Here is a 26558-nt window from a genome sequence, read left to right on the forward strand (position 1 = left end):
GTTTATCTTTTAATATATTTTGTATCATCGGCTGAAGAAAAAATAATATAGCTGTAATAATAATAAAAGAAAGTTAAACCACATAATCCACTTAGCAATACTTTGTTTAACACCAGACATCTTACCAATGACCAAGGCTATATTAAAAATAAGATTTACAATGATGGCCCCATACCCTAATATCGCCAGTGTACTCTCTAATGGCTGCAATTTTATCAGCCCTGTAAAATTGCCCTTTTCTTTATGGGAATTCTCATACCATAAAATGATAACGGTAGCGATAAAACACCAATTGCAGATGAAAGTCAATTTAGAAAGGAAACGCATATAATTTTATTAAAATAAAAAAAGTCATTTTGAGATTTTCAAAATGACTCCTGCAATATTAGTGACAATTTATTTAAAATTTATCATCGGCAGTAGGACCATACAATCCCGGCACCTTGTTTCCAGTACTACGCAGGTAAACAACTAATTCTCCACGATGATGATACATGTGATTGAATAAAAAGCCCCTTACGACCTGAACCCTTGGCATCACAGGAAAAATCGGATCATCAGAGCCAGCTACCATTTTCCAATTAACAAACATGCTGTCATCAGTAGCTGCTTCCAGTGCTGCTTGAGCAAGTTTTACATTCTCTTCAAATTTTGCCACAATGTTTGCTGCTTTCGAAATATCACCTTTATCATATTTGTAAGCCGCCATATCAAACACATCCTGGTGCAGGGTTCCATGATACCAGTTATATACTTCAGCAATATGCGACGCTAATTGACCTGTAGACCAATTCTTTTCAGACGGCCTATAATCTAAAGCGCTATCAGGTATTGCATTTAACAATTTACGGGTATTCTCCGCTTCGTGAAGAAACTCCCCTAAGAGTGATTGTACTATCATAACGTATGTTTTTTATGTAAGTTGATTTCGTAAAGAAAATGGTTGCATTACATTATCCGTTTTTGCCGGTAAGCATAGGTACAAAAGAAAAATTTTCAAATGCTTCCTCATAAGTACTTCCATCTGCATTTTTGGTGATCCGTAACATGCGTTGGTGATGTCCTTCATCTACAGGGATAACCATTTTCCCCCCCGGCTTTAATTGCTGTATCAATTTAGGCGGAATGAAAGGGGCTCCGGCAGTAATAATCACTTTATCAAACGGTGCGTAAGTTGGTAATCCTTCGTATCCATCTCCATAAAAAAATTTTATGTTAGGATATTTAGATTTAAAAATAAATTGTTTTGTTTTATCGTAAAGTTTTTTTTGTCTTTCAATGGTACACACATTTGCCCCCATTTCTGCTAAAACGCTCGATTGATAGATACTCCCTGTACCAATTTCCAAAACTTTATCAAATGGTTTGATTTGTAGTAATTGAGTTTGATAAGCAACAGTATATGGTTGTGAAATGGTTTGACCTTCGCCAATAGGGAATGCTTTATCTTCATAAGCGATTTCGTCAAATGCACTATCCAGAAAAAAATGACGTGGAATATTATTGATAGCTGTTAATACTTTTTCATCAGTGATTCCCTTGCTTCTCAAAAGATCAACCAACTTTTTTCTCAATCCTTTATGGCGATAAGTGTCCTCAAAAACTCTCATAGCTGCAAATATAAATCAAGTAATAATCATTCTTCTATAAAACCCCATTCATCTCTTAAGATATTTAACTGATCTCCTGCAAGCTTAGGCTCAGCGTAGTGTCCGGCATTATTTTTTTGCCTGAATGCTTCGTACAAAGTAACAGCACATGCTACTGAAATATTTAAAGATTTGATAATACCTACCTGAGGAATAATAAAGTTTCCATCGGCCATAGCAATGATCTCTTCGCTTACCCCGCTATGTTCATTACCAAATACCAACGCCACAGGTTCTGTAAGGTTTAACTCATGTAAACCAACTGCATCTGTGCTTAAATGTGTGGTGTATATCTTTTTGAATTTTTTTCTCAAGGCGACAAAACATGCTGCTGCATCTGTAAACTGATGGATCGTCAGCCATTTTGCAGCACTGGACGAACTTCTTGCACCGAATTTTCTATGCGGAGGAATTTTATGATTTAAGATGTATATATCTTGAATACCCACCGCATCGCAGGTACGCATTACGGCTGATATGTTGTGTGGATCAAAAACATTTTCTAATACAACTGTTAGATCGGGTTGACGTTTATTCAATACACTTGTCAGGCGTTCAGTTCTTTCAGGAGTCATACATCAAAATAAACGACTTAAAATGAAATAAGAAAATATTTATAGAAATTGATTCTTTACATGAATGATCTCTGCGGCAATACTGACCGCTATTTCTTCGGTAGTTTGACTTTTGATCGGCAGCCCGATAGGTGCGTATATATTTTTCAGTACTTCATCGCTGAGACCTTCTGCTTCAAATTCTTTGAACAATGTTGCAATTTTTGTTCTGCTACCCAATAAACCAAAATACCCAAATTGTCTGCCGGCCAATGTTTCTACAACGACCTTGTCAGTACGATAGCCAACTGTCATAACCACCACATATATATTTGCTCCTGAAGAAATGATCTCCGAAAGTTTTGTATAATCTTCCACAATTGTTTTGGCATGAACAAAATCATTCTGTTCAAACGTATTCAACTCCTGTCGGTCATCATATAGATGAATATAAAAATCCATTGTGCTCATTATCTGAGATAATGCCAGAGAACAATGCCCTGCCCCTATAATATGTAAGTGATTTTTGTAGCCGGTCTTTTCCTGGTATAAAAAATCAAATTCATTTTGTAGTTTGAAATAAAAATTTTGAGCCGGTATTGCTGTAGAGAATGAGATACCATCCTGAGAAAGTTCAAAAGTGCCGTTCTTATTTTGTTGAAGCGATGAGATCAAATTATCAATATACCTGATATCCTTTTGTTGAATGGTATATAAAAAAATTGTTTGTTCGCCGGAGCAGATCATTCCACTTTGGTCTCTTTTTGCAGATTTGCTGTGCACTTGTTTCTTAATAGTTGCCTCCTCATGACTTACACCTTCTAGCTTCAACCTTTCCTTTGCCATTTCAACAAACTTATGCTCCATAATTCCTCCACCCATTGAACCACTCATTTCACCAACAGCATTTACGGCCATCATGAATCCTTGTCTGCCGGGGCTGCTGCCTTTGCTCTCTAATACATAGAGCAACATCACTTCTATATTTTGCTGAAGACTTTGTTGAATGAAGAGCCAGGTTTGCAATGTTTTTTTCATACCTAATTTATACCGTCACACTCTCTTTTGTATATAAATTCATCAGTACTTTTTCCGGAGTCATCGGAGCATCAAATGCCGGATCAGCAACCTCATTAAAATTTTTAATTGCATTACGCAACGCAAAAAATGCACCAATGCCATACATCAAAGGAGGCTCTCCTACTGCTTTTGAACGAAAGATAGCTAAATTATCTTTTTGTGTTTGCAAAAACTCAATACTTATTTCTTTAGGCACAGAATATATGTCCGGTACTTTATACGTTGACAACGCATTACTACGAAGCTTACCATTTTTATCATACACCACTTCTTCCATTGTCATCCAGCCAATGCCTTGCACCAGTCCTCCCTCGATTTGTCCTCTGTCAATTAACGGATTCATCGTAGTGCCGAAATCATGCACTAATTGCACGGCGTCAATATCGTAAGTACCACGTAAGCAATCAATCGTTGCGGTTACAATAGCTGTTCCGTAAACATGGTAAGCAAAAGGATGTCCTTTCTCTTTTGTTTTATCAAAATAAATATCCGGTGTAGAATAATGTCCGTGTTCTGATAAACTAACTCGTTTATTATAAGTAGTAAGTACTAATTTTTTCCAATCTAATGCTGTTTGTTTTCCATTCACAAAAACAAACTCATCTTTTAATTCAATAGTGCTTTCATCTGTTTTTAATTCTTCTGCAGCCACCTTCTTAATTCGATTAAGAATTTCAGTGCAGGCTATCAATGTTGCCTTGCCATTTAGATCCGCTGTAGCACTAGCTGCACTCGGAGATGTATTGGCTATACGGTATGTATTAGTGCTGTTTACTCTCACCCTTGCAGGATCGATAGAAAACACATTGGCAACCACCTGCAATATTTTCGTGTTTACACCTTGCCCCATTTCAATAGCTCCAGTACTTACGACTACACTTCCATCGGTATATACATGCACCAGGGCTCTCGCCTGATTCATCAATGTATTGGTAAAAGAAATACCGAAACATATCGGCATAACTGCAACACCTTTTTTATGCAACTTATTTTTTGCATTAAAATCTTCGATGGCTTTTTTAGTCGCTTCGATATTATAATGCGCCATTGTTTTATCCCAACACTCGTTCGCTTCACTTTCTACTTTTTGTCCGTAAGGCAATTCATCTCCACTTTGCAATAAATTTTTTTGTTGAATAACTGTTGCATCTACTCCCAGTTCATCCGCAGCTTTTGCAATAGCAGCTTCAATAACAAACATACCCTGCGGACCGCCAAATCCTCTGAAGGCTGTATTGGGTGGCAAATGTGTGCGACAGCAATAAGCTGTTGCAGTTACGTTAGGAATAAAATAACTATTAGTACAATGAAATAAAGTACGTTCCATCACAGCCGGAGAAAGATCTGCCGCAGCTCCGGCATTCTGGTAAAAACTAGCTTCATATGCAATGATCTTAAAATCTTTATCCAGCCCGATCTTAAAATCAGAAGAATATGGATGTCGTTTCCCTGTCATCCGCATATCTTCCATACGATGCAAAGAATATTTTACCGGCCTTTTGGTTACATATGTACCCAATGCACATAATGCAGCCCAAGTATTTGCCTGGTCTTCTTTCCCTCCAAATCCCCCACCCAAACGGGTTACATCAACTTCTAACTGATGCATTGGAATGCCCGTTACTTTGCTGACAGCCCGTTGCACGGCAGTTGGCCCCTGAGTAGATGAGTATACTTTTATTACGCCATTTTCTTTCGGAATGGTATATGCACCCTGTGTTTCAATATAGAGGTGTTCCTGACCGTTAGTGTCAGCTTTGCCCTCAAAAACATGCTCACAATTTTTAAAAGCAGCGTCAATATCACCTATCTTGAATTTACGTGGCGGAATAATTAATTCGCCTTTTGCAGCAGCTTCTCTTGGATCAACGATCACTGGCAAAAGTTCTATATCAACTTTTATCTTTTTTACCGCAGCTCTCGCCTGTTCATCAGTTTCTGCCAATACCAGTGCAACCGGCATTCCGCAAAAATGTACGTGATGATCGGCAAATAAAGGCTCATCGGGAATAATACCACCAATCTGGTTTTCACCGGTAATATCTTTGTGTGTAAGTACACGAACCACTCCTTCACTTTTTTCTGCACCACTTACATCCAGACTGATCACTTTACCATGTGCAACAGGTGAATCGAAACAAGCAGCATAAAGTGTTCCGGCCACAACGGCTATATCATCTAGGTAAATAGATTCGCCTCTGGTATGTGTATATGAATCAATATTTTTCATGAATAATTTATTATGCTATGATTTCTTCTACATTCAACTGCGGAAACAAACTAACAAAATGCGCCTTTATCAACTGACTTAATAATAATCGTTTGTAAGATTCTGTTCCTCTTGCATCACTGATTGGCATGATCTCTGTTTGGGCTATATCGATCAATCCTTGCATTGTTTCTATAGATATTTTCTTACCGGCTAAGAACGCTGAACTCTTTGGCAAAAATGCCGGAACTGGACCAACGCCTCCGGCAGATATACCAGCATTGATAATGGCATCCCCACTCATATTTAAGTAGATGGCAGTATTAACACTGGCTATATCTAAATAAGTTCGTTTACAAACTTTTTCGAAATTAAATTTTGATGTTGCAGCAGGCAACTCAAAATATATTTTCTCAATATATTCCTCCGGATTTTTATCGAGTGTTTTATATCCTTTATATAATTTTCGCAACGGCATTTCTCTGCTAGTGGCACCATCACTTAAAACCAATTGAGCATCCAACGACAAAAAGAAAATTGTAAGATCTCCTATAGGTGAAGCATTCACAAAATTCCCGGCTACAGTCGCCATATTTCGTATTTGTGTGCTGGAAACTAGTTTTATGTAACGATCAAGGTCAGCAAAATGTTTTTTAAAAATCGGAGATTCTGCAATATCCGCAACAGTTACTGATGCCCCCATTATACATTTATTTCCTTGTTGCTCAATACCATTCAGCTGACTCTTATTAAACATGAAATCAATGTCTGCATGCACCATTGCTTCATGCTGCTGTACATACAGATCTGTTCCACCTCCCACAAATTTGGCATTGGATGAATTTGATTTTTCAATTCCATTGGTCTGCAACAAATAAATGGCCAACCTTTCTTTAATCGTTAAAAAATACTCGGGTAAAAATTTATTTTTTACAGCAAATGCCAAAACATCTTCGTCTTTTCTTTCGTTGATTTTATCAGTGATCTTTTGTGCTGCCCTTTCGATGGATTTATATCCGGTACACCTGCAAATATTACCATTCACTGCATCCACTGCAGTAATATTTTTTTTGTTTATAGAATACCCTGCCAGCGAAACAATAAATCCGGGAGTACAAAAACCACATTGTGTGGCTCCTTCATCAGCAAAGGCCTGTTGAATAAAATTCAAGCCTTCGACATTTATGCCTTCAATGGTTACAATATGCTTACCATGAGCATTACCGATCGGCATCAGACATGAAGTAACTGAACGATATGCCAATTCCCCCTGTTGAATTTCTCCTATCAATACAGTACAGGCACCACAATCTCCTTCTCTGCAACCGATCTTTGTTCCGGTAAGATTTTTTTCGTAACGAATAAAATCCAACAGCAAAGTACCAGCAGGCAACGATGTGCTTATTTCTTTGTTATTAAGTATGAAATGTATCAAGTAGACTTTGTTTTTGATAAAGTTACAAAAAACGAATTACAAAAAAGTTAGTATTAGTATCGAATTCTACAGATTTTTCTTTATTTTATAGCTCTATTTGAAATTTTTAACTTCTATATATAGTACAAACAGGAATAAAATAAACCAATTTACATGTCAGACAAAACAAATCTGCTTACAGAAGCACTTAATGTATTTAAAAAACAAGGTGTTGTATAAAAAGTTTATTTTACATTTATTTACAATACATAACAAAATATGATTTCTACGCAAAAATGTGTATGGAATAATCAATTAAAGTGCCTGAGAATACTATTCCTCGTGGCCAGTTGCATACTATTATACAATATTCAGGTTAAGGCTCAAATGAGGCAAATCTATCTTGATAATGCGGAAGATGACTGTGAAATAGAGAAATTATCATTTTATTCCCCATCTGAAGGTTATGTTGCATTCACCTATTTTATAGGTTATACTATCGATAGCGGAAGAACATTTACTAAGAAATTCATAACCCTAAGTAATGTTGACTTTAATGGCTATAGTGTAAATCTTACTTTTGGATTCGGTATCGAAGGAGTTAAAGCATTTAATAAAAATGCGCTGATAGTATATGGGCACTATGGATTTATACCTGCAATACTGTATTCAACTGATGGTGGCAGTACTTTCAAACTAGTCTATCAATCACAATTTAGTGACAATTTTAGCTGGATCAAGGACATGATCTTTCCTGAAAATAATTCTATTGGCTATGCTATAGATGATGACAGAATTTTTAAAACCATCAACGGAGGATTGACCTGGAATGTTATAGCAATACAACCTCGAAGCTTTTTTAATTATTTAGAAGCCGTTGATAATAATAACGTAATCGCTATTGCAAAAGAATATGGCTATACGAAAATGATAAAAACTTCCACTGGTGGTAGCTCCTGGCAAAATGTTACTTTACCGGCATTGCAGGATATCGGAATTTCCTATGGATATTTTTTAACTCCTAATACAGGATGGATAAATGTTTTTGATCATGATAACAATGAATATATCTATAAAACTACCAATGGCGGGCTTTCCTGGGTTGCACAAAATGACCCAACTGTTTCCAGCTATCTATTTGAAAAAATGAAATTTATTAATGATAGTGTTGGCTATGCTATTGGAGGAGCTTTCACCATATACAAAACTATTGACAATGGAAAAATATGGGAGCCTTTACCAAGAAATAACCAATTTACTTATCTCGGATATTCTCATAATGATTTTCAATTTATATCAAACAATCAGTTTTGGGCAGCAGGGGGACATGATTTTATTGAATTAAACACTAATGCATCCATCACTTTACCCAAAGCTTATTTTAAGGTTGAAAGAAACGGCTGTACTGTTAATTTAATCAATCATTCACGTAATGTTTATTCTTATAAATGGTTTGTAAATAACACTCAAATCAGCACTGCTTATAATACATCCTACACTCATGTTTATAACAAACAAGCAGACACAATTAAGCTGGTAGTATCTAATGGCATTTATACTGATACACTCACTAATTATCAGTATTACAATTACCCTACCCTTATTACTGGTTTCTCTCCTTCCATTGGAACCATTGGTACAGTATTAACCATCAGCGGCAGCAATTTGGCAAGTTTCACTTCTGTAAATATTGGAGGCATACCAGCCAGTTCGGCATCATATAGTAATGATAATATTTTTGCTACAGTAGAAAATGGAGCTAGTGGCAATATCACTGTTACTTCTTTTCCCAATTGCTCTTCCAGTACTTTGAACGGATTTACTTATTATCCACCGTTGCACATAGATTTACCAGTATCTTTCAATGATACAACATTATGTAAAAATCAAAAACTTGTTGTCACTATACAAAATACAGAATTAAATGTAAGATATGAGCTGTTAGATGTTATAGGCAACTCATATGGTTACGCTAACGGGAATGGTAATACTATCTCATTTAATGTATCGAATATTACTTCTCCGGAGGGTGATTATAGAATAATGGCCACTGGTATCTCAAGTAATCTATCTATGTTTTTTACGAATTCCTTTCATATTAGTATTGAAGATTATCCCAAATCAGATTTTACATTTAATAAAGTAAATATATTCCCCGGGGAACGTGTTGACTTTAAAAGCAGGGCTGTTAATGCAGCACAATTTGATTGGTTGTTTTACGAAAGTACAACCACTGTGAGTAGTACTGATAAAAATCCTACAAATATCAAGTACGTGAATCCCGGACAAACACTTGTTAAATTAGTTAGCATAAGCAAAAATGGTTGTCGGGATACTCTTTCAAAAGCAGGTCCGTATGTAATTAATAATAATACAAATGAAGACAAATGTTATATAAATAATATTCCGGATCAGGACTTATACACCACACAAAAAAATAGTGAAAAAATTCTCTCTGATTTCGATGATGGATATTTTTTAACAGGACAAGGCTATGCTCCCCAACTCAAGAGTCGTTACGGAATCTCGAAAAACATTTCTCCCAACTCCGGTAATAGCATATATCTGGCGAAGTACGCTAAAAACGGAATATTAAACTGGTACATTTATTTTCCGAAGTCCGGAAGTTTCAACGACATTCAAAAAGATAATTCGGGTAATACATTTATTGTTGGCGAAGCCAACAAAGATGCTTTTTTAATATTATCAAATGGCGACACTGTATTGGTTGCTGCACCACCCACTAGTGCAGCCTCTGCTTATAACGGCTTTATAATTAAATTAGATTCTTCTGGGAATTATTTGTGGCATACTGTAATGTATAATACTGTTGCAAGACCTAATAGCAGCTACCCTATCAAAGGAGCAATTCCTGATAAATTAAAAATTAGAAATAATGCAATTTATGTTACCGGATATTTTTCCACCAATATTAGTTATTGCAAAAACGCCAGTATAGCCAATATTATTTCGCTTACCGACCCGGGAGGAAGTACTGAAATCACCAATAATTTCATCTCAAAAATTGATACCGAAGGCAGTGTAGTATGGAATACTTATATTGAAAATACAGGCCCCAATGCTAATATCGGAATTGACAATCTGAATAATTTATATTTGGCAGGAAATTACAAAGGAATTGTAAAAATACATGATATCGTTAATACGTATCAGCTACCGATAAGCGATAGCTCCTATTTATTAAAATTCAATGCTTCAGGAACATCTATCTGGAAAAAAACTTACCAAAAACTAATCATTAAGGATGTAGCTGTAGATGAAACAGGAAATTCATTTATAACCGGAGCCTTAGCAAAACCAGTAACGCTTACCGGCGGCATCATTGCAAACAGAAGTAATTTTTTTCTTACAAGAACAGATTTGGGTGGTACCGAAAACTGGACCGTATCAGCAGATTCTGCAATAAATAGCTATAGCGAAGGAAAGTCAATTGTTATAAACAATGATGAAGTACATCTATTAGGCGCCGTAAATAACTACAATACTACCCCAATTTTACCGCTACAATTTACACCGAATGATAATAGTACCACTGTTAGCAAATCGAGTTTATTTGTAACTATTTATAGCACTTCGGGGACATATAAATCTACTTATATTAGTGATCCGATCATGTACGGCAATGCACTTGGTAACCTGCTGTTTGATAATTATAGATATACTTTATTATTCACCGGAAGGTTCAATACTTCAGCAACAATAGTTAATGAGCCATTTTCTACCAATGGCAATGATGTTTCAGTTATGAAATATAGGCCCTATGATTGTGTTATGTCAACATTTGCTGATGCCGGTCCTGATCAAAAAAAATGTCCGGCCCCAGATCCTGTTGCACTAGGTGCATGGTCGTTTTCTGCTTACAATATTTATAGCTGGACTTCATTCCCAGCCGGATTCTCATCTACTTCTGCAAGACCACTTGTTACTCCAACGGTAAATACAGACTATTATTTAAAGGCAACTAATATTTTGGGGCAAACAACATACGATACTGTAAAAATTACTGTCAGCCCTGCACCCGAAATCTCTCTTCATAGTTGGGATACGATATTGTGTATTTCATCAGAAATGATCGTTGATAGAGAATTCGGCGTTAACACCTGTAATCCTGCAAATTCCTATCAATGGCAATCGAACTCTGGCAATGGCTATGTGGATCTGCAAGATGATAGTGTAACCAATACATATTTTGGAACCAAAGAACAGTACTTACGCATATTCTATTTGCCTCCTATCCCAACAGGCACCCAATTTAGATGTGTAGTTGATGGCAATTTGATCAGTAATTCATTTACAATTTCTTTTAAAACACAGTGGATTAACAATACCGCCTACAGCAACAACTGGGAAAGTCCGGATAATTGGAGTTGCGGAGTAGTCCCGGATGCAAATACGGATGTTTATCTTGAAAATTGTGATATTCTTATTACCAGCCCTAATGCAATTTGTAGAAGTTTACAATTAACCCCAACGGCTAAAATAACTATAGCTCCGGGAGCCAAACTTACCATTACACATTAAATTTTGTTCCTTTCCTTTTGTAATCATTTAATAATTATGTGGCAAAAGGGTATTTTTTTACTCGGTACAAATTTTACATTTGTAATATGTTCACAAACATAAACCAACGACCATCCGTTTTTTTTATTTTTCTGTTAAACCTGGTTCCTATCTGGGGCGTTATCCATTGGGGATGGACGCCTTTTTATGTGTTTTACCTTTTTTGGTTGGAGACCTTGGTCGTATCAATTTTTAATGCCATAAAAATAATAGCTTGCCGCGGAGATGAATACGATGTGAAATTACATTCAAGCAATCACAAGTTTGCAGATATACATGTAAACCATTGGTCGCATATCGGTAAAGCGTTACGATATTTTTTTATTCGTTTAGCGATCTTTTTCTTTTACCTCATTTTTATAGTTGTATTTATTGGCTTTTTTGCTTCAAATAAAACAGGTGGAAGTGGATTAAGTATATTGAATGTGATCATTTTCAGAAATGAAACTTTCAACTATACACTTTTGGCATTTATATTAAATCAGGTTGGGCAACTGATCTTTGATTTTTATTCAAACGGGGATTATAAAAAGGTACACCCTTCCGACTTTGCAAGCATCTTCGACGGCAGACAGTTAGTGGTACATGTTGCAGTAGTACTTGGTGGTGTTATTGGTGCACAGGGAAAAATATTCAATACCAAAATAGAGCCGAATTATGTGGCTATTATTGTTGTTAGTATCTTCTGCGTAGTAAAATCTATTTATGAAGTATTTATATTCAAACAACAACAAAGCATGATAGAAGAAAGACAGAAAATACCTGCAGAAGCTATTCAATAAAATTAAGGAAACTAATAACAGGTCTGACTTCCGGTAGATTAAGTAAAAATCACATTATATAGTCCGCTAATTCCTCTGCAATCTTTCTATCATTACTTAAACGGGGGACTTTATTTTGCCCTCCCAATTTCCCCTGACTTTTCATGTAATCGATAAAACTATTTTTTCTAAGTGGAGATATTTTTAATTGTTCTAAAATATTCCCCCCGATCAGGTCATCGTAATAAACATTTTTCAGTCGTAAGTTATCATCTACCTTCTTTGCAAATGACACCAGATCAGCAGGCGTTTTTTCGAATTCAATAAACCATTCATGATAACTCTTTCCTGCATCGGTAGATATTTTCGGAGCTACTGTAAATTCTGTGATCTTAATATTTTCTTCGTCGGCCGCTGCCAATAAAGCCGCCTCTACTTCTTCCCCTATCACATGCTCTCCAAAGGCAGAGATAAAATGCTTTGTTCTACCGGTAACGACTAAACGATAAGGATCTGTAGAAACAAATTTTACCGTATCTCCGATATTGTAAGCCCATAATCCTGCATTATTGTTAATGATCAACGCATAATTCTCTCCAACCTTCACATCTTTTAAAGAAAGCCTGGTAGGATGCTCATTGAAAATTTCTCCGGCAGGTACAAATTCAAAAAATATTCCACTATTCGTATTCAACAATAAGCCCTCCGCTTTTTGGCTATCTTGAAAGGCAAAAAAACCTTCACTTGCAGGAAACAATTCAATAGTATCAATTTTTCTTCCTATGCTCTCAAATAATTTGGCCTTATAAGGTTCGAAGTTTACACCACCTTGTACCATCACACTAAAATTGGGGAATAATTCTCCGATCTTTTTACCACTCTTTTCTTCCAGCCTGTCAAAATACATTTGCATCCATGGTGGTATACCACTGATCATGGTCATATCCTGATCAATTGTTTCCTCTACGATCTTATCCAGTTTTTCTTCCCACTCTTCAATACAATTGGTTTCGTAGCTGGGCAATTGATTAGCTCTGAGATATTTCGGAACATGGTGATTTACAATACCACTCAATCTCCCTGTTGGAACACCACCTACCCTTGTTAATTCCGGAGAGCCACTTAAAAAGATCAATTTACCATCGGCGAATTTCATGTTCCCTGTTTCTGCCATATAGCATAACAATGCATTCCGAGCTGTACTGATATGGTTATGTATAGATTCCTTTGAAATTGGAATATATTTTACTCCACTGGTGGTGCCGCTTGTTTTGGCAAAATAAATAGGTTGGCCTTTCCACAAAATATTATGTTTCCCTTCCTTCACCTTTTCGATATAAGACTTGAACTGTTCGTAATCTCTGATAGGCACCTGCTTTACAAAGTCTTCGTATGACTTTATTGTATTGAAAGAATGATCCTTACCAAACTCAGTTTTAGCACCCACTTTTATCAGATGATTAAAAATATGCTGCTGATCATGCACAGCAGTTTCCATTCCTTTTTTGATCTGTTTATATATATACCCGGCGAAAGGTTTTGCCAGAAAAGATTTTATTTTCATATGATTCTATTACACGAATTTAATGCACTAATTACATGAATTAGAAAATAAAATTAATACAATTTCATCCTAACAAATGCACAAAAATTCGTGTAATTCGTGCAATTAGAAATAAGTAGTGCGATAAAAAATTTATTTACAGTCGCATGCCCAATCCCGATCAAGATCTATTACCGTAACCAGCACTAATTCGTTTCCCTCTTTCGGAGCCACCACTACCCTCACATGCTGCTTATCATGTGTGATACCTTCCAAAGGATAAGTCCTGCCTCTATCATCTTTTTCAATTTTCTCATAATTGATAGTACCGTTCTTAATAACTTCCACCACTTCGCTTTCATCAATATGCCTGCAATCCATCCTGCAACGGGCATGTTTCGTAAAGATCAGATCTTTAAAATTTCTGTCAAACCCCTCATTAACAGGGACTTTTACATCCGTGTTCTGTGTGGTTGGATAATGTCCCCGTTGATTCTTTTTAACATAAAAAAGCAAGAGGGCCGCGGCCATCAATAGTATATATGGGAGATATTTTTTAAGCATTTCTGCAAAGATGCAGAAAGAAAATCGAGGAAAATCACAAAAAACCTTAAAATCATGGGCTATCTTTGCAAACTTGATGAAATCAGTAGCACTACATACACTAGGCTGTAAGCTTAATTATTCAGAAACCTCTACTATTGGCAGGTTGTTGGAAAACGATGGCTTTGTCAAAAAAGATTTTGATGAAGTAGCTGATGTATATGTCATTAACACCTGCAGCGTTACGGAAAATGCCGATAAAGAATGTCGTTCCTTGGTAAGGCGTATTCAGCGTAAAGCCCCCGAAGCAATGGTGGTGATCACCGGTTGCTATGCACAGCTAAAACCCAAAGAAATTGCAGAAATACCGGGGGTTGATCTTGTTTTAGGCGCTGCAGAAAAATTCAACATTTCTCAGCATTTAAAAGAGATCACCAAAGGTAATAGTGCAAAAATCTGCAGTTGTGATATTGAAGATGTAAACACCTTTACTGCTTCTTATTCTATGAATGACCGCACAAGGACATTTTTGAAAGTCCAGGATGGATGTAACTACAATTGCTCTTTTTGTACCATACCAATGGCACGTGGTAAAAGCCGGAGTGATAGTGTTACCAGTGTTATTGACAATGTTAAAGAGATCGCATCCCAGGGTGGAAAAGAAATTGTATTGACAGGAATTAATTTAGGGGATTACAATACCTCCCACTCCATAAAAGGGTCATTAAATTCTGAAACGCAAAATTTCTTTTCTCTCATACAGGAATTAGACAAAATTGATGGCATTGAACGCTACAGGATCTCTTCTATCGAGCCTAATTTGCTAACCAACGATATCATTGAGTTTGTAAGCAACAGCAAAAAGTTCATGCCGCACTTTCATATCCCTTTGCAAAGTGGCAGCAATAAAATTTTAGGCTTAATGAGAAGGCGCTACAAAAAAGAATTGTATGCAGAAAGAGTTGGCCTAATAAAAACGCTGATGCCACATTGTTGTATTGGCGTGGATGTAATTGTTGGTTTTCCTGGCGAGACAGATGAAGACTTTAAAGAAACATTTGACTTCCTTCACAGTATTGATATTTCATATCTCCATGTATTTACCTATTCTGAAAGAGCAAATACAGTTGCATTGGATATAAAACCAGTTGTTCCTATTCATGTCAGAAACGAAAGAAACAAACAACTGCGTAATTTAAGCTATCAAAAAATGCAGTACTTTACCACTCAGCATATTGGTGAAACCAGAAAAGTGTTATTTGAGGGACAAAACAAAAACGGAATGATGGAAGGTTATACAGATAATTATATCAAAATAGCGGCTCCTTATTCTGCAACACTTGAGAACAATATCGTTGACTGGAAAATATAATTGTCTATTATTCACTCCTACAACATGCCACAATTATCTGTTTGGGAAAAAGAAAGTTTTTTTGCACCGCAAGATGTAATTATTGTTGGCAGTGGTTTTACCGGCCTATGGAGCGCCTTGCATTTACAACAACTACATCCTCATTATAAGATAACCATACTCGAAAGAGGCATCATTCCTACAGGTGCAAGCACCCGTAATGCAGGGTTCAGTTGCTTCGGCAGTCCTACAGAGCTATTGCATGATGAGGCATTGATGGGAGAAGAAAAGATGTTGCAATTGGTTGAAATGCGCTATAAAGGCTTACTCGAAATAAAAAAATATTTTACCGCCGATGAAATCGATTACGATCCATGCGGTGGTTATGAATGCTTTACAAACAAAGAAAATATTTGGGATACCTGTATATCAAATATTGATTGGCTGAATAGCAAATTAAAAAACATCACCAATGCAGAAAATACATTCAGTGTTGCAGACAGCAAAATTTCTGATTTTGGTTTTAGTGGTATAGCCCATTTAATAGAAAACAAATTTGAAGGTGCTTTACACTCAGGCAAACTGGTGCAAGCCTTGCAAAAAAAAGTACAACAGGCAGGCGTGCAAATTTTATGTGGCATTGAAGTAATCAGTTATCAAGAGAACAGTAATTCTGTAGAGATCACAACTTCTGCTGCTACATTTACTGCCAAACAATTATTGCTTTGTACCAATGCTTTTACCAATGAATTAATTCCTGCAATAGACGTTATCCCTAACCGTGGGCAGGTGCTCCTCACTTCCCCCATCGAGGATCTAAAGATCAAAGGAACATTTCATTTTGATGAAGGATATTATTATTTCAGAAACCTGGGTAACCGTTTGTTACTAGGCGGCGCCAGAAATAAAGCTTTTTCTGAAGAAAATACTACTGCTATGCAAACCACCGAAACCATTGAGAAAGCGCTCAATGATTTTATTCAAACATATTTATTACCTAAAACCTCATACACGATCACCGATAAATGGAGTGGCATAATGGCCATGGGCAGTGATAAATTACCACTTGTTCAGGCTATTACTGATAAAGTATTTTGCTGCGTAAGAATGAGCGGAATGGGAGTTGCACTTGCCCCTGTTGCATCTAAGGAGATTGCTCAAATAATGAACCAGTAAAACATTTGCAAAGCTTTATAATCTTCAGATAAATCCATTTTATATCTTTACAACATATTTATTTATATGATAAAAAAACTACTCCCGGCGTTACTCGTTTTTTTTGCATCAGCATGTAACAACAATAGTACCACCGACGATCCGTCAATTGATACTCCTCCTTCAGGAATTGCCGCTCCTCAAAATATTGGTGTAAATATCATCAGTGTTTACCCACATGATACAAGTGCCTATACGCAAGGATTACAAATACACAATGGCAAATTTTACGAAGGAACCGGTGATTTCGAAAGATCTTCTTTAAGAATTACCGATATCAAAACCGGAAAGGTAGAACACAAACACATGATGGGCTCCGAAGAGATCTTTGGAGAAGGGATTACGATATTCAACGATAAGATATACCAACTTACCTGGAAAAATCATATTGTAAATGTGTATGATGTGAACAATATAGACAAACCAATAAAAACTTTTAATTGGCCATACGAAGGCTGGGGCATTACACATAATGGCAAAGACCTGATTGTAAGCGATGGCAGTGCCAATTTATATTTTGTGAATGCTGAAGATTTTAAAGTAAAAACTACTTTACAGGTGGTGGATAACCAAGGACCAATAAATGAAATTAACGAACTGGAATATATTAACGGTTATGTTTATGCGAATGTGTACACATCAGACTACATTATAAAAATTGATCCTGCTAATGGGCACGTTGTAGGGAAAATAAGCTTACCCGGTCTATTACAACAATATGCTCCCGGCTATCAATTAGAACAAGGTGAAGTACTGAATGGTATTGCGTATGACAGCACTACAAAGAAAATGTACATCACTGGAAAAGATTGGCCTAAGTTGTTTGAAGTGACTTTAGCGGAATAGTTTTTAGTTTTTTCTATTATTTACAGGAGTTTGTGAATCAAAAGAAACTTAACTGTGAACAAAAAACTATGAACTTACCTCCCCTTTCCATCCTATCAATATCACGCCGATAATTACCAAAATGGTTCCGATTATTTGTCCGGAAAAAATATGCTCACCCAACACATAATGCGCCTGTAAAATAGTAGACACAGGACCGATACTAGATATGATCGCTACATTATTAGCACCAATCTTTTTTATTGCATTAGATACAAAAAAAGTTGGTATCACAGTCGCTACCACTCCCAATATCAATCCATACCATAATAATGGCGTAGAAAAATGATGTATCGTATTACCTGCCACAAAGTAATGCACTAGCACACCAATTGATGAGGCGATCATAGCATACGCTGTAAATCTTGTAGCACCAGTTTGCGGAATTAATTTACCGCTACCGGCAATATAAGCAGCGAACGTAATGGCACATAAAAAAATAAAAAAACTACCCAAAAAGAAATTCGGATTGGATGTATTTATTTTTAACTCGCCGAAATAAGCAATCCCAATACCCACATAAGTCAGTAGCAACGCCAGTTTTTGAACAGTTTTTATTTTTTGCTTAAATACTGCCGCATTCATCAATACCACAAATGTTGGATACAGAAATAAGATCAATCGCTCTAACCCTGCAGAGATATATTGCAAGCCGATAAAATCAAACAAACTACTTAAATAATATCCGGCCAATCCCAAGCCAATCACATACACCCATTGCTTTTTTGTAAAAGAAGCACTTGTAGTTGTTTTGCTGGCAAATAAACCAATGGCCACATAAAAAGGTAAGGCAAAGATCATACGCAAGGCAAGCAATGTCACGGCATCCACTGTTGTATTCATAAATGCATGTTTTACAATTACCGCTTTGGTAGAAAACAACAATGCACCGATAAACGCAATGATAAACCCCGCTACATATTTTTTGTTATTACTTTTTTCTTCCGTCATGCCTATAAATTAAAAAGTCCCGATTTTTTCGGGACTTTAATTTTTTTAAACAGATACATTGAAATCCCTCAATGCATCATTCAAACTAGTTTTCAGATCAGTGCTTGGTTTACGTTGACCAATGATCAATGCACAACCAACGCCAAATTCTCCAGCAGGGAATTTCTTCATATAACTACCTGGTATCACCACACTTCTTGCCGGCACCACACCTTTGGTTTCTATAGGCTCAGGCCCACTTACATCAATAATTTTAGTTGATTGGGTCAATACAACGTTAGCACCCAATACCGCTTCTTTCTCCACTCTAACGCCTTCTACCACGATACAACGGCTGCCAATAAAACAGCCATCTTCAATAATAACCGGACTAGCCTGCAAAGGTTCTAATACACCACCAATACCAACACCACCACTCAAATGCACCCCTTTACCGATCTGAGCACAACTTCCCACAGTTGCCCAGGTATCCACCATCGTTCCTTCATCAACGTATGCACCGATATTTACATAACTCGGCATCAATACTACATTTTTGGCCAGGTAAGCACCATATCTTGCCACAGCATGCGGCACAGCTCTTACGCCCAATTCGGCATAACCGCTTTTCAATTTCATCTTATCATAGAACTCAAAGGGAGGTAATGTAAAAGTTTCCATTTGCTGAATTCCGAAATACATCAAGATCGCTTGTTTTACCCACTCATTCACCTGCCAGCCTGCGTCAGATGGTGCTGCAGTACGCAACCTTCCTTTATCCACTTCTTCAATTACGGCTCTTACCGCATCTGCGTATTGTTTATCTTTTAGTAACTCTCTGTTTGCCCATGCGGCAGCTATCAATCCTTGTAATTCCATTATTTAATTTTTTTGCAAACATAATAAATAAAATACTTGATTTTGTAACTGGCATTTGTATTTCAATTAAACATCGTTGTGTCACTCACTTGTACCACATATCTTTGTGCATCATTTAACCTGCTACACCTTTATATATAGACAACATTATTAATATTGAATCAGGCTCAAAATATATTAATTCGCTTACCTAACTGGCTGGGAGATATGGTAATGGCTAGTGCTTTCGTAAAAGCAGTTAAAGAACAATACCCAAATGCAAGCATCGATCTCATAGCAAAAAAGGGGATCGATTTTTTACTCGATCATTATCCTGCACATAGCCAGCATTTCATATTTAATAAAGAAACATATAAAGGATTAGGTGGTGCCAGAAAATTCGGAAAAGAAATAGCCGCACAAAAAAAATACGATCTCTTCTTCTGCCTGCCAGACTCTTTTTCATCTGCAGTAATGGCAAAAGCCAGCGGAGCAAAAAAAGTGGTTGGGTATAAAAAAGAATTACGGTCTTTCTTACTCACCCATTCTTACCAAAAGAAAAAAAATATTCACCGGGTAGAAGAATATGTTGACCTGCTGCAACAGTTTACGCAAATAAATATTCATACCCCATCAGTTGAATTAAATACCATTCTTCCTGAACGTAAAAATTCAGTGATAGTGAATATTAACTCAGAAGCAAGCTCCAGAAGATTACCTGCAGAAAAAGCGATCAGTTTGATCAATTCGTTAAGAAAAAGTATCGAACAGGAAATCATTTTAATAGGTAGCCCTAAAGAAAAAGAATTTGTTGACAGTGTATATAATGCATTAACGGATAAGCTACATATTACTAACAATGCAGGCAAAACCAACCTGACAGAACTATTGATACTATTGGGCAGCAGTAGCATAATGCTTACTACAGATAGTGGGCCGGCGCATGTTGCCAATGCATTAGGCACACACACGATCGTATTGTTTGGTGCAGGCAATGAAAACAATACTGCCCCGTACAATAAAATAAACAGCAGCACCATACGCCTTGGACAATTACCTTGTGAAACATGTTTAAAAAACGTTTGCAGAAAATTCCCTCAACCGGAATGTTTAAACAGATTATCAGAGACCATGATCGTTGAAAAAGTAAAATCAGTTATAAATAACCCTTAACTTTATTTACAATGGATAGAGCATTTGAAAATGATATCGAAAATTGTATAACGGTGTTGGAAGCCGGAGGAACGATCCTATACCCTACGGATACCATCTGGGGTATTGGTTGTGATGCTACCAATGCCGATGCCGTTTCAAAAGTATACCAGTTAAAAAATCGTCCGGATGAAAAAAGCCTGATCATCTTATTGGCAGATGAAAGAGATATTCTTACCTATGTAACACAACCCAACCCGGAAATTTTTGATTATATCAAAGGCATCCAAAAGCCAACCACTGTCATTTACGAAGGTGCCATTGGCCTGGCTGAAAATTTAATTTCAGCGGATGGCTCCATTGCCATACGTATTGTGAAAGACCTTTTCTGTAAACATTTGATCAAACGATTCAGAAAACCGATTGTATCAACTTCTGCAAACATATCGGGCTATCCCTCTCCGTTAGTATATAACGATATTGATATTAAAATAAAAAAAGGTGTTGACTATATCGTTCAACACCGTCAGGAAGACATGGCACCTTCTAATCCATCAGCCATTGTAAAATTGAATAAAGACGGAAGTTTTACTGTTATCCGACCTTAAAATATATTAAATCCGATACCAAGCTGAATACTCTGGCTTTTCCATTTGTCTTGATTATCTATATCATTCAGGTTATTTAACCCTACTGCATAGCGTCCATACATTTTGATTTTTGCAAATGATAACTGTACCCCACCCAGTAAACTCAGATCCCCATCTTTGAATGCAGCTTTTCCATTTTGTAGAAAGTTTTTATTCTGATCTCTCAAAATACCAAACTGCGGACCGGCCTGTAAGGTCAGAAATTTTACAGGTTTATAATTCAGCAATATAGGTATAGAGATATAAGATAATTTAATTTTAGAGACATTGCTACTCAGCAAAGACTTATACAATTGATTGAACTGGCTGGTAGTATCAACATTCACCTGGTTAAATAACACCTCTGGTTGAATAGAAAATTTCTTACCGATACCGATCTCTGCATAGCCGCCAGCATGGTATCCAAAGCTAAACTCATCTTTAAAAGATTTGCCTGTTAGCTTATTTAATGTGGCACCGCCTTTGGCCCCTATATGAAAACTTTGAGCATTGGCAAATGAAACGAAACAAAGTAAAATTGCGGTAATTAAGATGTTGTTTTTCATACAATAAAAATTGGTTAACAATAATTACTAGTAGTAATCCAATTCGTATGCCAACAACAGTCATTTACTCATTAAAATTATGTTAACGAAAACTTGACCCTCAGAAACTATATCCCAGGTTTATACTAAACGCCTGTGTGAATCTTTTTTCATCTGTATCCGGGAAATAATAATCCAGATACAATTGTGGTGCAACAGTAAACTTCCCAATGATATAACACATATCCAGGCTTAGCCCTGCAGACTGCACTTCAAAGGGTGAAGTTTGTAATTTATTAATCTTCCCTCTTTTAATAAGAAAATTTATAAAATTCGGAGCATTTGTCTTGTGTGTAAATGTAGTATTGGACGAGCCCATGTTCAACATCAAAACCGGAGAAAATATTATTCCATCTTTTTTATATAAAACCTGATACCATTCAAATGTATGACCAACAGTTGCAATAACAGAAAACGCTTTCAAATGATTGGTAATGGAATCATAAAAATGTCTTTGAATAAAATTGATAACAGTATCACGATAAAAAGCCTGTTTAGAATCTCCCGAAGAATATCCCAAAGCCAATCCGGGAGCTAGCCATGGCTTCTTGTAAGTAAAAGAAGTATATAGATCATGTTGAACAGGAGACGAATAAGAAGAGAACTTATCTTTTACAAAATAATATGTATAAGATGCGATAAAATCGAATTTATTGTTGTCCGGCAAATTATATCCTGGAGTCAGAGCATATTGATTTATACCAAAGCCCTTTCGGACATCATTCAATAAATAAGCTGTCGCAGAAATACTCAATCCTCCTTTATGAAAATAACCAACACTTGGTGTAAAAACTATTGTTGATGCAGTTTGTTTTGTATTCAATGAATTATTGTTTACGCTGAATATTTTATTACTGACACCAGCGCCTATCTGCACATAACTTTTTGGTTTATACGCAGAATCAAGTAACCCAAGCAGATCATTCAATAATTCCAACGTATCTTTTGAAGTAGCCGGTGAAAATTTTTCATTTTGCCCGTATACAGTTGCCGACAATAATAAAATGCATCCCAGAAGAAATTTACGCATATGATAAGGTTAAGTTAAAGTTACTGCAAGACCAGATAGACAGCGAAAGCCAAAAATAGTTTAATCATGCTTTCAAACAGCTCCGTTCCCATTTAATTCGGTTATCTCGTTTTTTTGCACTACCTTTGCAGCTATTTATTTATCACGAGTATTGCATGAAGTGCCCGACAGGCTGTTGAAATAAGTAGTTACTTTTAGTTTTTTATAGGATTTAAGTAGTGTAACAACAGGCAAATAGCATATCATGTAAGCGCAAAAAAATTTACATGAATGCATTTCAAGCCTTAGGCTTAAACGAACAATTAGTACAAGCCGTAACCGATCTTGGCTTCGAAAACCCCACTCCGATTCAAGAACAAGCTATCCCTGTTTTATTATCAGGTACAATGGATTTTGTTGGATTAGCACAAACAGGTACAGGTAAAACTGCTGCTTTTGGTTTACCATTACTACAATTGATCAACATTGCTGATAAACATCCGCAGGCTTTGATCGTTTGTCCTACAAGAGAACTTTGTTTACAAATTACAAAAGATTTAGAAGTATTTACAAAACATACCAGAGGATTAAAAATGGAAGCTGTATATGGTGGTGCTTCTATCTCAATGCAGATACGCAATTTGCGTAACGGTGTCCACATCGTTGTTGCGACTCCGGGCAGATTAATTGATCTGATCGAACGCAAAGCGATCGATCTGCAAAAAGTAAAATATGTAGTATTAGATGAGGCCGATGAGATGTTGAACATGGGCTTTAGAGATGATATTGATTTCGTTTTAAAGAATACTGTTAACAGAGAAAGTATTTGGTTATTCAGTGCTACTATGCCCCCAGAAGTTAGAGCGATCTCTAAGAACTTTATGACCAATCCTAAAGAAATCACGGTTGGTAAAAAGAATAGCGGTAACGTAAATATTGATCATCAATTCATGACCGTAGCTGCTCACCAGCGTTATGAAGCTTTGAAGAGAGTGATTGATTTTAATCCTGGTATGTACGGTATTATTTTTACCCGTACTAAATTAGATGCACAGGATATTGCTGAAAAATTAACAAGAGAAGGATACGAAATTGAAGCGTTGCATGGTGATCTTACGCAGCAACAAAGAGATAAAGTAATGGGCAGGTTCCGTACCAAACATTTGCAATTATTAATTGCTACAGATGTGGCTGCCCGTGGTATTGACGTTGATGGCGTTACACATGTTATCAATTACGAATTACCCGATGATATTGAAGTGTACACACATAGAAGTGGCCGTACAGCACGTGCAGGCAAAACAGGTATTTGTTTATCGATCACTCATAGCAGAGAAACATTCAAGATCAGACAATTGGAGAAAATGGTGAATTCTCAATTCCATAAAATAGATGCTCCAAGTGGTAAAGAAGTTTGTCGCAAACAATTCTTTCATTTCATGGAAAAATTAATGAGTGCAGACATTTCTCATGGTGATTACGAAACTTACATGGGTGATCTGCAAACAAAATTTGCCGATGTAACAAAAGAAGAAATTTTACAAAGAGTAGCTGCCTTAGAATTTAGCCACTTTTTGAAATACTATGAAAATGCGCAGGATCTGAACTCAAACACAAGAGGGGAATTCAGAGACAGAAGAGATAGCGGAAATACCAGAGACGGAAGATCTGATAGCAGAGATAGCGGAAGCAGAAGAGAAAGAAGCAATTCTAATCAACGTGACAATGGATATACAAGATTATTTATCAATCTGGGTACCAAAGACGGTTTTTACAAAGCCAGTTTCTTACAATTTATCCTGGATGAAAGCAGCTTGAATAAAGAAGTGCTCGGCAGAATAGATATGAAAGAAATGAACAGTTGGGTAGAAATTGACAAAGCAGCTGCCGGTAAAATGATCAAAAGTATTGACGGTAAAAAGCATAATGGTCGCCAGATACGTATGAATGAGGCTGATGGAGGATTTAGAAGGCCAAATGACGAAGGTAGAGGCGCCGGTGGAGACAGAAGCGACAGAGGCGGTGAAAGAAAAAGAATCCCGATGAGGGACAAGAGATAATAATTTATAAATTTTTGGCAAAAAATTTTGCTGAAAATATTTAACCCTTATCTTTGCACTCCCGAAACAAAAAAGGGAGTACATCGGGAGCTTAGCTCAGTTGGTTTAGAGCATCTGCCTTACAAGCAGAGGGTCACAGGTTCGACTCCTGTAGCTCCCACAAAAAACCTCACAGAAATGTGAGGTTTTTTTATGTTTATGCTATTATTAGGGGTAATCTGCTTGTAAATTGCTTGTAAATTTTGCCACTCTCCTACATACTCCAAATCACAGAGTATGGAACTTACCTTTAAAATTGTTCTAGACAAAAGACACAAGAAAGCCAATGAAACTTACCCCTTAAAACTTAGGGTATTTCAAAACAGAGCTTACAAAGAATGTAGTTTAAACATTGCTATCCTTGAAAATGACTGGGATTCCAATTTGCAAGTGGTATTATCTACCAATGATAGCTATACGGCTTTAAATTCAAAATTAACATCTACCAAAGCAAAGGTTCAGAAACTTATCTTTTTAAGTGAAGATTTAGAAGAATTTACTACACCCGAAAAGATCATTAGCCAATTAAAAAGAAAAGAACAACAGAAGAATCCAATTAGTAAACCCGATATAATAAAATACGGGGAAGAACATATTGCAAAATTGCAAATTGCAGGTAAAATTGGAAACTCAATTGTTTACTCTTGTGCTATCAATAAACTCAAAGAATATTGCAAAAGTGATAAGTTAACATTTGAAGCAATCGACTATCGGTTTTTAGAAAATTTCAACACAACATTACTAAATAAACGAATAAAGGTTAACACAATTTCTCTTTATTTAAGAACTATAAGAGCATTGTTCAATAAATCTATTAGAGAAGGAATTTTAGAGATGAAATACTACCCTTTTAATAGCTTTAAAATCAAAAATGAAAGAACTATTAACCGAACACTAACTAAGTCGGAAATAAGTCAGTTATTAGCTTTAGATTTAAAAGTTGGCAGTACTATCTGGCATCATAGAAATTTATTTGCTTTATCCTACTGCTTTATCGGTATCAATTTTTCTGATTTATTAACTCTAACTAAGGAAAATTTTATTGATGGTAGGATTGTGTTTAGGCGTAGTAAAACTCATAAGATTTACAGCATTAAAATACAGTCAAAAGCAAAAGAAATTTTTCATTACTACTTCAAAAGTCTACCTGATTGCTCTAAGAAATTTGTGCTTCCATTTGTAGAAAACAACAGCAACCTAATTATTCTAAAAAACGACATTTTACAAGCTATCAAGAATACAAATGATTACTTGAAAAAAATGGCAGGGTTATGTAGCATTGACAAAAAAATAACTACATATTATGCTCGTTATACATGGGCTAACATTGCTAGAGAATTAGGTTATCCAAAGGACATGATTTCTGAAGCACTTGGGCATGAGAGCGGTAATAGGGTTACTGGCATCTACCTAGATAACTATAGTAATGAGATAATAGATAATATGAATGATAAGGTTATATGCTCGGTTTTTTGATTTAAAAAAGAGTAG

At 36.3% G+C, this 26558-nt stretch carries 22 protein-coding genes and 1 tRNA gene; 10 read left to right on the plus strand and 13 right to left on the minus strand.

What is annotated here, in order from left to right:
- Positions 1-24: 24 nt before the first annotated feature.
- The 7 genes from LK994_RS14290 to LK994_RS14320 all read right to left on the minus strand — a co-directional run bounded on the left by LK994_RS14290 (position 25) and on the right by LK994_RS14320 (position 6927).
- Positions 25-327, minus strand: a complete 303-nt coding sequence (locus LK994_RS14290) for a hypothetical protein (protein ID WP_229760777.1) — start codon at positions 325-327, stop codon at positions 25-27.
- A gap of 73 nt (positions 328-400) precedes the next feature.
- Positions 401-901 carry a DinB family protein gene (locus tag LK994_RS14295; protein ID WP_229760778.1) on the minus strand — a complete coding sequence of 167 codons (501 nt, stop codon included), beginning with the start codon at positions 899-901 and terminating at the stop codon, positions 401-403.
- A gap of 52 nt (positions 902-953) precedes the next feature.
- A complete protein-coding gene (locus tag LK994_RS14300) occupies positions 954-1610 on the minus strand; it encodes a protein-L-isoaspartate(D-aspartate) O-methyltransferase (protein ID WP_229760779.1) in 657 nt (218 codons plus the stop codon).
- Between the two features lie 26 nt (positions 1611-1636).
- Positions 1637-2224 (minus strand): TrmH family RNA methyltransferase, encoded by a 588-nt coding sequence (locus LK994_RS14305; RefSeq protein WP_229760780.1) that lies wholly within the window; start codon positions 2222-2224, stop codon positions 1637-1639.
- 39 nt (positions 2225-2263) lie between these two features.
- Positions 2264-3241 carry an XdhC family protein gene (locus LK994_RS14310; protein ID WP_229760781.1) on the minus strand — a complete coding sequence of 326 codons (978 nt, stop codon included), beginning with the start codon at positions 3239-3241 and terminating at the stop codon, positions 2264-2266.
- A gap of 7 nt (positions 3242-3248) precedes the next feature.
- Positions 3249-5513: a xanthine dehydrogenase molybdopterin binding subunit gene (locus LK994_RS14315; protein ID WP_229760782.1), complete on the minus strand. Its 2265-nt coding sequence runs from the start codon at positions 5511-5513 to the stop codon at positions 3249-3251.
- A 10-nt stretch (positions 5514-5523) separates the two neighbouring features.
- Positions 5524-6927, minus strand: coding sequence for an FAD binding domain-containing protein (locus LK994_RS14320; protein WP_229760783.1), 1404 nt, complete (start codon positions 6925-6927; stop codon positions 5524-5526).
- A 366-nt stretch (positions 6928-7293) separates the two neighbouring features.
- Between LK994_RS14320 and LK994_RS14325 the strand changes: the two genes are divergently transcribed.
- Together LK994_RS14325 and LK994_RS14330 are read left to right on the plus strand one after the other, a co-directional pair.
- The gene (locus tag LK994_RS14325; RefSeq protein ID WP_229760784.1) at positions 7294-11448 is read left to right on the plus strand and encodes a hypothetical protein; all 4155 of its coding nucleotides are present in this window, start codon (positions 7294-7296) and stop codon (positions 11446-11448) included.
- Positions 11449-11534: 86 nt separating this feature from the next.
- On the plus strand, positions 11535-12269 hold the full coding sequence (locus LK994_RS14330; protein ID WP_229760785.1) for a DUF6498-containing protein: 735 nt from the start codon (positions 11535-11537) through the stop codon (positions 12267-12269).
- 49 nt (positions 12270-12318) lie between these two features.
- Here the strand turns inward: LK994_RS14330 and LK994_RS14335 are convergent, their stop codons facing one another.
- The gene (locus LK994_RS14335; protein ID WP_229760786.1) at positions 12319-13812 is read right to left on the minus strand and encodes a GH3 family domain-containing protein; all 1494 of its coding nucleotides are present in this window, start codon (positions 13810-13812) and stop codon (positions 12319-12321) included.
- A 132-nt stretch (positions 13813-13944) separates the two neighbouring features.
- Positions 13945-14322, minus strand: a complete 378-nt coding sequence (locus tag LK994_RS14340; RefSeq protein ID WP_229760787.1) for a DUF4258 domain-containing protein — start codon at positions 14320-14322, stop codon at positions 13945-13947.
- Between the two features lie 109 nt (positions 14323-14431).
- Between LK994_RS14340 and mtaB the strand changes: the two genes are divergently transcribed.
- From mtaB to LK994_RS14355, 3 genes are all read left to right on the plus strand, one after another.
- Positions 14432-15706, plus strand: a complete 1275-nt coding sequence (gene mtaB, locus LK994_RS14345) for a tRNA (N(6)-L-threonylcarbamoyladenosine(37)-C(2))-methylthiotransferase MtaB (RefSeq protein WP_229760788.1) — start codon at positions 14432-14434, stop codon at positions 15704-15706.
- A 24-nt stretch (positions 15707-15730) separates the two neighbouring features.
- Positions 15731-16861: an NAD(P)/FAD-dependent oxidoreductase gene (locus LK994_RS14350; protein ID WP_229760789.1), complete on the plus strand. Its 1131-nt coding sequence runs from the start codon at positions 15731-15733 to the stop codon at positions 16859-16861.
- Positions 16862-16927: 66 nt separating this feature from the next.
- Positions 16928-17746: a glutaminyl-peptide cyclotransferase gene (locus tag LK994_RS14355; protein WP_229760790.1), complete on the plus strand. Its 819-nt coding sequence runs from the start codon at positions 16928-16930 to the stop codon at positions 17744-17746.
- Positions 17747-17812: 66 nt separating this feature from the next.
- On the opposite strand, the gene LK994_RS14360 is transcribed toward LK994_RS14355, so the two are convergent.
- Positions 17813-18736 (minus strand): DMT family transporter, encoded by a 924-nt coding sequence (locus LK994_RS14360; protein ID WP_229760791.1) that lies wholly within the window; start codon positions 18734-18736, stop codon positions 17813-17815.
- Between the two features lie 45 nt (positions 18737-18781).
- Complete coding sequence (locus LK994_RS14365; RefSeq protein ID WP_229760792.1) at positions 18782-19594, minus strand: 2,3,4,5-tetrahydropyridine-2,6-dicarboxylate N-succinyltransferase; 813 nt, start codon at positions 19592-19594, stop codon at positions 18782-18784.
- Between the two features lie 156 nt (positions 19595-19750).
- Here LK994_RS14365 and LK994_RS14370 point away from each other — a divergent pair, with 156 nt between their 5' ends.
- Positions 19751-20746 (plus strand): glycosyltransferase family 9 protein, encoded by a 996-nt coding sequence (locus LK994_RS14370; RefSeq protein ID WP_229760793.1) that lies wholly within the window; start codon positions 19751-19753, stop codon positions 20744-20746.
- An 11-nt stretch (positions 20747-20757) separates the two neighbouring features.
- Positions 20758-21333 (plus strand): L-threonylcarbamoyladenylate synthase, encoded by a 576-nt coding sequence (locus LK994_RS14375; RefSeq protein ID WP_229760794.1) that lies wholly within the window; start codon positions 20758-20760, stop codon positions 21331-21333.
- Here LK994_RS14375 and LK994_RS14380 read toward each other — a convergent pair.
- Both LK994_RS14380 and LK994_RS14385 read right to left on the minus strand, forming a co-directional pair.
- A complete protein-coding gene (locus LK994_RS14380) occupies positions 21330-21920 on the minus strand; it encodes a porin family protein (RefSeq protein ID WP_229760795.1) in 591 nt (196 codons plus the stop codon). The two genes, LK994_RS14375 and LK994_RS14380, sit on opposite strands and share 4 nt — an antisense overlap.
- Positions 21921-22020: 100 nt before the next feature.
- On the minus strand, positions 22021-22989 hold the full coding sequence (locus LK994_RS14385; RefSeq protein ID WP_229760796.1) for a hypothetical protein: 969 nt from the start codon (positions 22987-22989) through the stop codon (positions 22021-22023).
- Positions 22990-23255: 266 nt separating this feature from the next.
- Between LK994_RS14385 and LK994_RS14390 the strand changes: the two genes are divergently transcribed.
- From LK994_RS14390 to LK994_RS14400, 3 genes are all read left to right on the plus strand, one after another.
- Complete coding sequence (locus LK994_RS14390; RefSeq protein ID WP_229760797.1) at positions 23256-25028, plus strand: DEAD/DEAH box helicase; 1773 nt, start codon at positions 23256-23258, stop codon at positions 25026-25028.
- An 85-nt stretch (positions 25029-25113) separates the two neighbouring features.
- Positions 25114-25188, plus strand: a tRNA-Val gene (locus LK994_RS14395).
- Positions 25189-25304: 116 nt separating this feature from the next.
- Positions 25305-26543, plus strand: coding sequence for a site-specific integrase (locus LK994_RS14400; protein ID WP_229760798.1), 1239 nt, complete (start codon positions 25305-25307; stop codon positions 26541-26543).
- Positions 26544-26558: the final 15 nt, after the last annotated feature.

It is taken from the genome of Ferruginibacter lapsinanis (genome assembly GCF_020783315.1).
Classification (GTDB): domain Bacteria; phylum Bacteroidota; class Bacteroidia; order Chitinophagales; family Chitinophagaceae; genus Ferruginibacter; species Ferruginibacter lapsinanis.